The organism is Longicatena sp. (genome assembly GCF_982403165.1).
This window is the reverse complement of record NZ_CEVYEL010000019.1, coordinates 1-12335: the sequence shown is the minus strand read 5'-3', so window position 1 is coordinate 12335 and position 12335 is coordinate 1. Positions and strand designations below refer to the sequence as shown.

11 protein-coding genes are annotated in these 12335 nt (G+C 36.8%); all 11 read right to left on the bottom strand.

Annotated elements, in window-relative coordinates; all coding sequences use genetic code 11:
- Position 1: 1 nt before the first annotated feature.
- The 11 genes from AC1VS3_RS05875 to AC1VS3_RS05825 are packed head-to-tail and all read right to left on the bottom strand — an operon-like array spanning position 2 to position 12192.
- The gene (locus AC1VS3_RS05875) at positions 2-1450 is read right to left on the bottom strand and encodes a flippase (protein ID WP_017144671.1); all 1449 of its coding nucleotides are present in this window, start codon (positions 1448-1450) and stop codon (positions 2-4) included.
- Positions 1443-2543, bottom strand: a complete 1101-nt coding sequence (gene glf, locus AC1VS3_RS05870; RefSeq protein ID WP_008687840.1) for a UDP-galactopyranose mutase — start codon at positions 2541-2543, stop codon at positions 1443-1445. Before glf ends, AC1VS3_RS05875 begins: the two co-directional genes overlap by 8 nt.
- The gene (locus AC1VS3_RS05865) at positions 2540-3610 is read right to left on the bottom strand and encodes a glycosyltransferase family 2 protein (RefSeq protein ID WP_008687839.1); all 1071 of its coding nucleotides are present in this window, start codon (positions 3608-3610) and stop codon (positions 2540-2542) included. The genes glf and AC1VS3_RS05865 overlap by 4 nt, the downstream gene beginning before the upstream one ends.
- A gap of 20 nt (positions 3611-3630) precedes the next feature.
- A complete protein-coding gene (locus AC1VS3_RS05860) occupies positions 3631-4659 on the bottom strand; it encodes an acyltransferase family protein (protein ID WP_008687838.1) in 1029 nt (342 codons plus the stop codon).
- Positions 4643-5560 carry a beta-1,6-N-acetylglucosaminyltransferase gene (locus tag AC1VS3_RS05855; protein WP_119983595.1) on the bottom strand — a complete coding sequence of 306 codons (918 nt, stop codon included), beginning with the start codon at positions 5558-5560 and terminating at the stop codon, positions 4643-4645. The genes AC1VS3_RS05860 and AC1VS3_RS05855 overlap by 17 nt, the downstream gene beginning before the upstream one ends.
- The gene (locus tag AC1VS3_RS05850; protein ID WP_119983596.1) at positions 5557-6744 is read right to left on the bottom strand and encodes a glycosyltransferase; all 1188 of its coding nucleotides are present in this window, start codon (positions 6742-6744) and stop codon (positions 5557-5559) included. Before AC1VS3_RS05850 ends, AC1VS3_RS05855 begins: the two co-directional genes overlap by 4 nt.
- The gene (wecB, locus tag AC1VS3_RS05845; RefSeq protein ID WP_020990823.1) at positions 6732-7868 is read right to left on the bottom strand and encodes a non-hydrolyzing UDP-N-acetylglucosamine 2-epimerase; all 1137 of its coding nucleotides are present in this window, start codon (positions 7866-7868) and stop codon (positions 6732-6734) included. Before wecB ends, AC1VS3_RS05850 begins: the two co-directional genes overlap by 13 nt.
- An 8-nt stretch (positions 7869-7876) precedes the next feature.
- Positions 7877-9010 carry a polysaccharide biosynthesis C-terminal domain-containing protein gene (locus AC1VS3_RS05840; RefSeq protein ID WP_119983597.1) on the bottom strand — a complete coding sequence of 378 codons (1134 nt, stop codon included), beginning with the start codon at positions 9008-9010 and terminating at the stop codon, positions 7877-7879.
- Complete coding sequence (locus AC1VS3_RS05835; RefSeq protein ID WP_008687830.1) at positions 9007-10056, bottom strand: polysaccharide biosynthesis protein; 1050 nt, start codon at positions 10054-10056, stop codon at positions 9007-9009. The genes AC1VS3_RS05840 and AC1VS3_RS05835 overlap by 4 nt, the downstream gene beginning before the upstream one ends.
- The gene (locus AC1VS3_RS05830; RefSeq protein ID WP_120173388.1) at positions 10043-11251 is read right to left on the bottom strand and encodes a glycosyltransferase family 4 protein; all 1209 of its coding nucleotides are present in this window, start codon (positions 11249-11251) and stop codon (positions 10043-10045) included. The genes AC1VS3_RS05835 and AC1VS3_RS05830 overlap by 14 nt, the downstream gene beginning before the upstream one ends.
- Positions 11248-12192, bottom strand: coding sequence for an NAD-dependent epimerase/dehydratase family protein (locus AC1VS3_RS05825; RefSeq protein WP_120173387.1), 945 nt, complete (start codon positions 12190-12192; stop codon positions 11248-11250). Before AC1VS3_RS05825 ends, AC1VS3_RS05830 begins: the two co-directional genes overlap by 4 nt.
- Positions 12193-12335: the final 143 nt, after the last annotated feature.

Genomic DNA, 12335 nt, shown 5'->3' with positions numbered 1-12335 from the left:
ATCAGACCTCCTTTTTACACCTACCCAGCTTTTGCGACAAGAAGTGTAACATATTGCCAAATAAGGTGTCCTTGCTTATATATAAAGCTATTCCATAAGAAACACTCGCCATAACCCCCACCAATACCATATAAAGGATGATGGGAATATCCAAAACGTTGATCCAAATGATGCAAAGAAACATAATGCCGGCACATAAACCATAATGAACGCATTCTCTGAAAACTTTGCGAAATGCTATCTTCTTGCGAACGATATAAAATTGCACTGCGGTAATCAAAAACTCTGCACAGACACTTGAAAGAATTGCCCCTTTGGCAGCAAATTGCGGTATCAGTAAGGCATTCATGATAAAATTTAAAACAGCTCCTAACACTACCGTGCATGTAAATGCATTTTGTCTTCTTGTAGATATTAAGTATTGCATGCCGGTAACATTATTTAAGCCAATCAGCAACAGCAAAGGTGTACTCCATTTTAATAAGCTGATTGCCGCATCATAAGATGGTCCTAAAAACCATGGGATAAAACGATTGGCAATGCACAGCAATAGAAAAATCGCAGGCATTGCTAATAACAATGCAAATTTATAGGATATATAAAGATAATGAAGAATCTTGTCGTCCTTATCTTCTGCCTGAATACTTGCAATGCGTGGCATCATGACCGTGCCAAGGGATGTGATAAAGATGAGAATCAGACGAATGATTTTCTGTGTCTGATCATAATATCCGGTTTGCGCATAGGTAGATAAATACCCTAACATGGTCCTATCGAATAAGGTGTAGATCTGCATGGCAATCTGAGGTAAAAATACCATGAAAATAGGAAAAAGATGACGTTTTAAATGAAGCTTTGTAATATTTGATAACTGCATCGTTTTATGTAAGGCTAACCATAAAGATAGATTAGCGATGAGTCCAACCATCCCCAAACATACGATATACAGCCACATATCAGCTTTCCTTCTGATAAATGTAAAGATACAAATTGCTCCGATGAGCTTTACGGCTATATTACGAAATGTGATATAGCGAAAATCTTCCATTCCTTGATAATACCAAGAAATATCAAACACATTCGCGATAATTTCAATCATCTGCAGTAAAAACAAAAACTGTAATTCCTGTACCTGTCGCAAATACAATACGTATACTATGATGCTTACCATCAGCATTAGACAGCGAATAATCAGTATTTCTAAAAAGACTTGCGAACGCGCTTCTTGTTTATTTTGATAATAAGCGATTTCTCTTTGTCCATACAACCCGGTTCCTAATGTTCCAAATAAAATAAAATATGAGCTAATCGATTGTACATAGCTTAAACTTCCTATTCCTTCAGCACCAAAAACTCTTGCCAGATAAGGGGTCGTCAACAAAGGAAGGAAAATAATCAGAATTTGATAAAGGGTGTTATAAATATAATTGCTAATTAATCTTTTATGCATCGCTTTTCTCACACAGCTGAGCAAAACATTTGCATGCCTCAGCTACGATCTGATCTATGTTATAGTATTTAAAATTTGCTAATCGTCCTAAAAAAATAACATCCTTTTCCTGTTCTGCCAATCTCTGGTATTGTGCTAATATCGCATTTATTTTAGGTTGTAAGATCGGATAACATTGGATTCCCTCTTGCACGGGAAACTCTTTCAGTATGACCGTGTGCTTATGTTCTTGGCCCGTCAGCTTTTTAAATTCGGTGATACGTGTGTAATCATAATCATTGGGATAATTGATTACCGCTGCTTGTTGATACGATGGGGTATCATGTGTTTCAAAAGCAAAACGTAAACAACGATAAGGAAGGTGCCCATAACAATAATCATAATAGGCATCCAATGGTCCTGTATAGATTAGTTTTTCATAGGATATTTCATCTTTAATCTGTTGATAATCTGTATTCAGAAGAATATGCATTTTCGCATTTAACATTCGCTTCATCATGGCTGTAAAGCCGGCTTTGGGAATTCCCTGGTAACGATCAGAAAAATAACGTTGATCATTATTCAGACGAATCGGTATTCTTGAAAAGATGGAAGCATCCAATTCTTTGCATGGCATACCCCATTGCTTTTCCGTATAGTGTTTATAAAACATCTCATATAAATCAGCTCCCACACTGGCTATTGCTATATCCTCAAAAGTTTTGCAAGATTGAGGATCCTGTTGTACCTTTTGAAAATATTGTTGTGCTTTTTCTTTCGTAAACGGCTCATGAAATATTTGGCTAAGTGTACATAGATTTACAGGAAATGGAACATATTCGCCATTTACATAAGAAAGCACTTTATGTTGATATTCATGCCAAGTGGTAAATGTACTTAAGTAAGAAAATACAGATGCATCATTTGTATGAAAGATATGCGGTCCATAGGCTTGTATGAGAAGCCCATTCTCATCATAGCAATCATATAGATTGCCACCTATATGTGATCTTTTTTCAATAATCAAAACCTCTTTATGCAAAACATTTGTAATACGTTCTGCCATACACAAACCGGCAATCCCTGCACCTACGATTACATAATCAAACTTCATCTCTTTTTCCTTTCTGTGGCATATAAAATCCATTTTATTCTATTTCTTATGCATTGTTCAGCGAACATGAGTGTGACATGTCCCTGATAAAATCCTTTGCGATATTTTCGGGGAATACTGAATAGTTCCTCAAGATGAAATAAAGAAAGTTCCTCTTGTATATGATAGTCTTTAAAAACCTGCTTTAGATAGGCTCTACGTTTCCAAAAGGAGGCCTTTGCATCGACTTTACTTTGATTCACGATTTCCTCATAGTAATTCATGAGCCTGCGATAAGCAAAACTCTTTTTTAATTGCTTTGCCAAAGCAGGCTGATGCAACGTGATCTTCTCTAGCAATAGCTCATGACTATGCACCATATCTGTAAAATAATGAGGCATATAGCTTTGCGTCGTCGTCCGTCTGGTTTTTTGATAATGATAAAACGGCTGATTCATAAAAACGACAGTTCGGCATTGTAAAATGTAATCCACCAAAAATTGTAAATCTTCTGTAAACCGCACAGCGGTATCAAACGTGAGCTGTTTTTTCTGAATGAGCTCCTTACGAAATAAACACCGACACACACTTCCTATGATAATCTTCTGTCGTGTATTCGTTATTGAATATTCCGATACCATAGCAGGAACAATTTCCTGCATAACCTTTTCATGTGTGTATTCCTGCTGTTCTTGTGGAAACGGAAACAACATCGGTTGTTTAATATTACGAAAAGATAACTCATAGGAACACATGACTAAATCTACGTCCTTGTGAAATTGTTTCGACATTTCTTCATACATGTGTTTATCAATCGTATCATCTGAATCAATGAAAGAAATAAGCTTACCTTTTGCATGTTGCAGGCCGATGTTACGAGCAGCTGAAGGGCCTTGGTGTGGACAAGACAAATACTGTATGCATGGGTATAATGTCGCTAAGTGTTGACATAGTTGTGCCGTATTATCCGTAGAACCATCATCACAAAGTAAAATTTCCGCAACACCTTGTTGTTGTAAGATTGATTCTACACAAGCTTTTATCGTGCTTTCAGAATTGTACATTGGTACAATGACTGATATCTCCATTTTTTCATCCTCCTTCCCTATTAACGCAAAGTTTCACGCAAGTATTTATTTTTATATAAAACCTTACATACCACTACAAGCACAACAAATACGAAATTACTGAAAAGAAAATACCATATCGTGCTGAAAGGCCATTGCAATATGAACTGAAATAATGGAGATGTCATCGTTAATAATGGCAATTGCAGGATATAGATTCCTATAAAATAAGTTGCGATATGCAATGACCTATGCAATTGTAAAGCAGCTTGCTGCCGATACGTAAAGCAAAGGCAAAGACTGCATATGACCAGTATCGAACCATAAAACATTTCAGGCATACAAGTGTCTATTCGCTCACTTGCTATCAATAGCAGAAAAAGCGTAATAAACACACTTAGCAAGACCTTACTTTTCGTTACGATCATGCACCTTTCCATCCTTTGACAAACATCCGATAAGCAGCCACCAAGCATAAAATAAAATAGCCATATCCACATTCGCAATATTTGTGGTATTCGCATTATGCAAGCATATCCTTGTATTTCACATCCCAAATTAATACTATCAACTAAGATACACAGTACCCCCAACCACATAACTACTTGAAGATAACGTTTTTTGTGCGTGGTATATAAGCGATATAGTAATGGGGTGATACTGTATAAAAACATCAAGAGATATAAAAACCAAAATTGATAATAATAACTCCCCTGCCATACATCTTTTATCATCTGTAGCAATGTCATTTGTAAGATAGTAAGAATCCCTTGTTGCCAATAGACAACTATGGCATATAAGAAATTCCAAAACGCAATCAAAGCGATAAAATGCATGATTTTCTTAGATATTTCGCGATAGCTATACGCTCTTCGCAACATCAGCTTTCCCGATATGATAATAAAAATCGGTATTGCATAGACAATCGCATTGAAAAGGGTATGTAAGAAAACAGAGTTCATCACAAAATCCAGATGTAGGATACAGACATGTGCAAAAAAGACCAGATAACAACCGATTCCTCTTATGAAATCAAAGTACTGATTTCGTTGCTCATATGCTTGCTGCATAAAACTCCTCTTCTAATCGATCTATCAAGGTATCACTGATTCCACTAACTGCTTTGCGAAAGAATAATGCCTCACTTGCTTTAAGATATGCGTAATCGTCATTACTATATGGCGAGACTTCACCATATGCATTGATTTTCATCACATGCAAAGCTGTCCACCGATGGATATCATCAACATAAGCCGCTTCAACACCTTTTTTAAACGTATGATCACGAAAAGGTGAATTAAAGAGGATCGTTTGAAACAACATTTCATCCGGTGCATATGAAGTTTGAAAATATGTTAATAACTTTGGCTGGGTATCAATCAAATCCATCATATAGCTTGCAAACGCATGCGTTAACGCGTGCCATTGTCCTCCACCATACACCGTATAAGTTTGTCCTTGTAGAATTAAGTCCGTTTTTTTATAAAACAGACGATTCTTTGTAATACCATAACGTAACAGGTGATGAAGAAATCTATCCGTTTTTTTGTTATGGAAAAAAGGCTTCATAAAATGTCGTTGCTGAATCTTAAAATAATCTTGGTTCTTATCCGTGATTGCAAATCCTCTGATAAACTCTACATCGGCATGCTTTGCAAAATAAGTCTGCAAATCTTTTTGTGCATACAATGGATAATCTTGTCCGGATAATAAAACATAGCGATCATATTTTTTCTGTAATGCGGCACGATACAGTAATAAGGTAGCTTCTACTAAGCTGATATCTCCCCAATAGCACCTTGTGCGTTGTGTAAGGATATATAAGGATGAATAGTCATTTATTTCATCGATGGAGAAATCAGCCTTTTGATCCACATGCAAATACACATCCTGCATTTCACATAACTGTTTTAACAATCGATTCAATTGTTTGACATCTGTATGTGCCAATATTAAATATGCAATTCTCATATGGTATCCTTCCCATCTTCATGTAACCGTCCTTCGTATAAGGTAATATACGCAAGAAACGCTCTATTCTTATCCAAATGAGCCTTTTCTTCTGGAAGCAATTGTATACGCTGCAATGGCTTTTCCTTTAAAAGCTTCAAGAATTCGTTTACGTTATGTACAACATAGCTTCCTTTACACAAGGTTTCTTTACATCCGCCCACATCATAACTAACAATTGGGCAGCCACATGCCTGCGCTTCAAGATTAACACTTGGGTAAGTATCCTCATATGTTGGATTGAAAAAGACATAGCTTTGCTGATACCAGGAAACAAGCTCTTTCACATCGTGTGTTTCTTTATATCCTTTGATATTGGATGGCAATTGATGCAGCTGTTGTTTCGTTAACCCAATCATAACGATTTGATATGCATCTAGAATGTGCTTTGCCAAAGCGATAAAATCATCAAACCCTTTTGCAGCAGTCCATTTCCCAGCAACCCCAAGAATCGTTTTCGTTTTTTTATCCATCGCGGTCTTCCTTGGAGAAAATACTTGTAAGTCAATTCCATTATGAATGGTATAGATTGGATATGCTTGTAGAAAGGAAGCTTGCACTTGCTGCAAAAGCCAATCGGAAGGAGTAATCAAGATGAGATTTTCTATGCCGGTAAAACATGCTTTCTTTTTCTGAAAGCTGCGTGTCATATCGCTCCTTATTGTCTTAGGATAGCCATCATGATGCTGACATTGACGACATTGTGATTGCCATTGCATACAGCCATGACCATTGTAGTGTGCACAATTCCCTGTAAAGCTCCAACAATCATGTAATGTCCAAATTTTTTTTATTTCCGGATGACGTTTTAAATATGCACAAAATAGTGGTAAATTCAGATAATAGCCATGCAGATTATGCAAATGAAGAATATCCGGCTGTAGCCGTTCGAGCTTTTTAATAAAGCGTTTGGTCGCAAAATAGCTGCCAAAACCATTTTTTCCTAAAAAGCGTGCCTTTCCCACATGCCATAAAACATCAAAGATCGTTCCTATTTTTATTGTTTTATAAGTTGCCTCTGCCTTGCCTCTGCCATAAGCCATGTAACAGCTATACCCTTTTTGCTGTGCCATTGTATACAATGTCTTGCATATCCTTCCTGTACTGCCATAGCATACGGTATTCACGAAAACTATTTTTTCCATACGGTTTTATTTATGATGGAAGTATAGGATTGAAGGATTCTTACGACTTTTCCACTGATTGGCTCAATATAATCATAAACAGGCAAGCTTTTTTCATGATGCTTTTCTAATTGTATTGCTAAGGCAACCGCCTGTAATACCTCTTCCTTTTGGATACCGGCAAGAATGAAATTTCCTTTTTCCATCGCCTCAGGGCGCTCGGTACTAGTACGTATGCAAACAGCCGGAAATCCTAAATCGATGGATGAGAAAAAGGCAGCTTCTTCAGGAAGTGTTCCAGAATCACTTACAACAGCCAATGCCTGTATCTGTAATTGATTGTAATCATGAAAACCTAATGGCTTATGAATACGGACACGTTCATCAAAAGAAAAATTCCTTTCCCTAATAAACTTTTCTGCCCTTGGATGACAAGAATATATAATAGGCACATTGTACATATCTGCTAAGGCATTGATTGCCGTAAATACATCATAAAAAGCTTCTTCATGATCGATATTCTCTTCCCGATGCGCGGATAACAAAATATATTGTTGCTTTACTAAACCAAGTTCTTTAAGAATCTTTGATTCACGGATTTGCGTTAGATTCTTCGTAAGAACTTCAGCCATTGGAGATCCTGTTACAAACACTCTGTCTTTTGCTACTCCTTCCGCCAAGAGATATCTTCTGGCATGTTCGCTATAACACAAATTTACATCTGCAATATGATCTACGATACGACGATTCGTCTCCTCTGGCAATCGTTCATCAAAACAGCGGTTTCCAGCTTCTAGATGAAAAATCGGGATATGCAAGCGTTTCGCCGCGATCACACTTAAGCAACTATTGGTATCTCCCAGCACCAGCACTGCATCGGGACGAACATTTGCCATTAGATGATAGCTTTTTGCAATAATGCTGCCGATTGTCTCACCAACTTCATCTTTTGCGGCATTTAAGTAAAAATCCGGTGCCCGCAGCTGCAAATCCTTGAAAAAAATCTGATTCAGTTGATAGTCATAATTCTGCCCGGTGTGTACAAGGATTTGTTCAAAGTATAAATCACATGTTTTGATGATTTCTGATAATCGTATGATTTCCGGTCTGGTACCAACGATTGTCATCAATTTTAATTTTTTCATAAGGGTGTTCACACCTCCTTATAATAGGTATCCGGATAAGTTTCATCAAATACTTCATTTGCCCAAATAATTACTACCATATCCTGTGTTCCCGTATTTTCAATACAATGTAAATACCCCGGTGGTATATCCACTACTTCCATTTTGTTCGCCGAAAGATGATAGGTAAGAAGCTTATGATCATCGTTATAAAGATTGCGCAATTTAACATTTCCTTCGCCGGCGACAACAACATATTTTTCATTTTTGCTCATATGCCAATGATTTCCTTTTACAATACCCGGATGCAAAACATTTACACTCACTTGTCCATAAGTATCCATATGAAACATCTCGGTAAAGCTGCCTCGCGCATCCTGATGCATTGTTAAAGAATACGATAAGTTTTCTTGCGGCAGATAAGACAAATAGGTGGCATATAGCTTTTTAACAAATGCCGTTTGATTAGGCAATGTAAGATTCTGCTGCTCATTTTTAAAGGAATATAAGATATTTCTTAATTCCGATAAACGACACCTCGTTGTTGGTTCTACCTTATAGAAATCAGATTCATCTGCAACCGTTGCCTTTCCTTGCAGACAATTCAGTATTTCCGTGATGACATCATCAATATAACAAAGCGTGATTTCCTTTTGTTCATCGTGAATCTGAATATCCTGATTTCTAGCAAGGTGGTAACACCAAGTTGCTACGACACTGTTGTAATCAGGGCGGCACCATTTCCCATATACATTCGGCAGACGATATAGATAAATTTTATTACCGTTTTTTTGCCATAGCGATCTTAAGCAATTTTCAGCTGCACGTTTGCTTCTTCCATAATCATTATCTAGCACTGCCTGAATCGATGAGGTCATTAAAATGGGACATGTATTCCTATGCTGGATTAATTCATCACAAATAAACTGTGTGAATCCTTTATTCCCTTCTTCATATTCTTGTGCTTTCTGTGGTCGATTGACACCGGCTAAATGAATGATGAAATCACAATCCGTCAAGTATTCTTTTAAGTCTTCTATCGCATCACGGCGATCATAGGTATACAACTTCAGTGGTTGTAAAAACGACAGTTCTTTACTTTGTAATACATGTATTAAATTTCGGGCAATAAAACCATGCGATCCGGTTATTAAAATGTTCATGCGTATTGATGCTCCCAAGTACGCAACTCTTGTTGTACATAAGCCACTTCCAATAGCTTGGCTTTTACTTCCTCAGTATCCATAAGAACTGTCGTATCGGAATTAAAATGGGATATGCGAACATGTTCATTACTGCCCGTATAAAACTTGTCATAATTCAAATCCCGCTTATCTACTGGAACACGATAGAAATTACCCAAATCAATCGCACTTGTACATTCCTCATCCGTTAATAGTGTTTCATACATCTTTTCCCCATGGCGGATGCCAATGATTTTGATAGCATTATCGGCATGGAATAATTCTTTTAATGCCTCTGTTAATACTTTTATGGTACACGCAGGTGCCTTTTGCACAAAAATATCGCCACTTTCACCATGATTGAAAGCAAAAAGCACCAAATCAACCGCTTCTTCTAAAGTCATTAAAAACCTTGTCATATTGGGATTGGTTAACGTCAATGGCCGACCTTCTTTGATCTGCTTGATAAATAATGGTACTACCGATCCTCGAGAAGCTAATACATTCCCATATCGTGTACACATGATACTTGTTTTACGTGGATCCACGATGCGACTTTTCGCCGTAATCACTTTTTCCATCATCGCTTTACTTGTGCCCATGGCATTCACGGGATAGGCTGCTTTATCTGTGCTTAAGCAGACCACTCGTTTCACTTGATACTCAATTGCTGCACTTAACACATTATCTGTACCTATGATATTTGTTTTCACAGCCTCTAACGGAAAGAATTCACAGGAAGGCACTTGCTTAAGCGCTGCCGCATGAAAGACGAAATCAACACCATGCATGGCATTGCGAATAGAATCAATGTCACGAACATCACCGATATAAAACCGCAATTTATGAAAAAGCACAGGATACTTTGCTTGATATTCATGACGCATATCATCTTGTTTTAATTCATCTCTGCTAAATACACGTATTTCTTTGATATCCGTTTCAATAAATCTTTTTAAGACCGCATTGCCAAAGGAGCCTGTACCTCCCGTTATTAACAACACCTTATCTTTAAATATGCTCATCTTTTAACACCCTCATTTCTTTTATTAATTGCTCAATCAAGACTTGTTTATCAAAATGCGCCTTTCCATATGCTAGTGCATTCTTGCATAAACGATCATAACGTTCCTTGGGACATGTTAAGAATTGTTTGCATACACTTGCTAAACCAGCAGCACTGATTTCATCTGTCACGATTCCTGCTTCTGCTTCTAAAAGAATACGTTTACTTTCTCCTTTAACACAACCCACGATGGGGACTCCACATGCCATATACGTCTGCAATTTCGCCGGTAACGCCATCTTAAATACATCATCATCCTTTAAAATTAATAAAGCAGCATCTGCACTCGCTAAATATTGAGGTACTTGTGTTTCTGGTATCCAACCATGGAAAATTACACACTTTTCTAATTTCCGCTGCTTCACCATCGCTACTAATTTCGTCATATATCTTCCGGTACCGATGAAATGCCATTGCACATGGAAATCTTTGAGCATATCAGCTGTTTCTATAGCGATATCCAATCCTTGCGCTTCACCGATATTTCCGGTAAAAACAATATGAAACGCCATCTCATCAAACAATACCTTGCTTTTTGCAACCTTTTCCACCGTAGCGTATTGCGGCCAAAACATGATCTTATCACTGCTTGTCCCCAAATATCTTTGAATACTTTGCTCATAGCTTTTTGAGGAAATTAAGATCTTATCACAAGAACGATAAATATAACGCATTAGTTTATCTAATATGCAGACACAAAGCGAATTTTTTAAACCGGTAATAGCTGTTACATATTCCGGCCATAAATCTTGTACATTTAAGATAATCGGGATCTTCCATTTTTTCTTCAAATAAATAGCGGGCAATGCTGAGGTAAGTGGTGATACGCCAAATACATACAACAGATCAAAGTTTTGTTCTTCAAGTATTTTACTTTTCTTTATCGCTTGGTAAGCATAGCTTAGATAATTGCGCACAAGTTGTAGGCTGCCTTGTCCTCTTGGTCGCATATTGCAACGATATATGGAAATATTCTGCCACTTTTCATCATTGTTCTTTGTTTTACTATACCCTTGATAATAATGTCCTTTGGGATAATTAGGCAGTCCGGTTAAAACACTGACCTCATTGCCTAACTGTTGTAAAGTTATTGCCAGATCGTTAATGCGAAAATGCTCCGGCCAGAAATACTGACTTACAATTAAGATTTTCATGATTTCCTACCTTTGACAATATCCTCAATACTACCAGGTAAAGGGCATAAGGTATCTGCTTTCTGATTGCTGTAAATTGTCGAAGAAAATAACTTTTCAAAATTTCTAATGGATAGAAAGACATCCTTTTTTTTCATTACTTTATAAAAAACACCAAGAAACAAGATCATTGCTTCACATAACAAATAAGGCATTCGAATATGATATTTACACCAGCCTTGCGCTTTATAAAAGGTAATTAATTCTTTCGCACTCACTGCCTTTTTATCACTAAGATTATAAATTGTATTTCCATAGGTATCTTTTTCAATTAAAAACGTCACAAACGTTATAATGTTATTTACTGAACAAAAATGAAATTGATATTCCCCATTTTTAAAATAATAAGCCAATGGTATTGGTTTTAATAATATTCGTTTATCAATGTTCAAGGTAAACGCTTCGCCATAAACAGGAGCAAATCGTAAAATGGCATAAGTTAACTGATCGCTATGCGTACGTAAATATTCCTCTGCTTTATATTTTGCGATAGCATAATAACTCTTAGGAGAACACACTGTACTTTCCTTCACCAATGTCTGCTGATGATTTCCATAGACTTCAATCGTTGAGGAAAAAATTAATTTACAGTTTCTCTGTATGCATTCATCAAAAATATTACATGCACATTCATAATTGATAAAATCATAGTTCGCTTTTGAGGTATCCGCATGATTTTTATGAACAAGTGCAGCTAAATGAATAACGATATCCGGTTGGATTCTATTAAATATCGTATGTATAGAAGTAAAATCACTAAGCTCACAAATAAAACCATGCTGTTCATCCAACTGCGCACTTTGCGTTCTATTAATACCGAAAATTTCATATTCCTTAGCAAGTGCTGCGCATAGCTGCCGACCGATAAAACCATTACTTCCGGTGATTAAAATTTTTTTCATAAGGATTTCACATCTCCTGAGTATGTATCTTTTTGCTCAATTGTTACATGATCCTGCTGGATACAACCTTCGACAACACCTGTTATAAGAAAAACTTACTAAATTTCTGATTATCTTTTCATAAGTTGGTAAATGCCGATATA

Bases quoted from the DNA above. Each gene is read 5' to 3' on its own strand.
- AC1VS3_RS05865 (WP_008687839.1), bottom strand. From the start codon at position 3,610: ATGGAGATATCAGTCATTGTACCAATGTACAATTCTGAAAGCACGATA.
- AC1VS3_RS05835 (WP_008687830.1), bottom strand. From the start codon at position 10,056: ATGAGCATATTTAAAGATAAGGTGTTGTTAATAACGGGAGGTACAGGC.
- AC1VS3_RS05860 (WP_008687838.1), bottom strand. From the start codon at position 4,659: ATGCAGCAAGCATATGAGCAACGAAATCAGTACTTTGATTTCATAAGA.
- glf (WP_008687840.1), bottom strand. From the start codon at position 2,543: ATGAAGTTTGATTATGTAATCGTAGGTGCAGGGATTGCCGGTTTGTGT.
- AC1VS3_RS05825 (WP_120173387.1), bottom strand. From the start codon at position 12,192: ATGAAAAAAATTTTAATCACCGGAAGTAATGGTTTTATCGGTCGGCAG.
- AC1VS3_RS05830 (WP_120173388.1), bottom strand. From the start codon at position 11,251: ATGAAAATCTTAATTGTAAGTCAGTATTTCTGGCCGGAGCATTTTCGC.
- AC1VS3_RS05875 (WP_017144671.1), bottom strand. From the start codon at position 1,450: ATGCATAAAAGATTAATTAGCAATTATATTTATAACACCCTTTATCAA.
- AC1VS3_RS05850 (WP_119983596.1), bottom strand. From the start codon at position 6,744: ATGGAAAAAATAGTTTTCGTGAATACCGTATGCTATGGCAGTACAGGA.
- AC1VS3_RS05855 (WP_119983595.1), bottom strand. From the start codon at position 5,560: ATGAGAATTGCATATTTAATATTGGCACATACAGATGTCAAACAATTG.
- wecB (WP_020990823.1), bottom strand. From the start codon at position 7,868: ATGAAAAAATTAAAATTGATGACAATCGTTGGTACCAGACCGGAAATC.
- AC1VS3_RS05840 (WP_119983597.1), bottom strand. From the start codon at position 9,010: ATGAACATTTTAATAACCGGATCGCATGGTTTTATTGCCCGAAATTTA.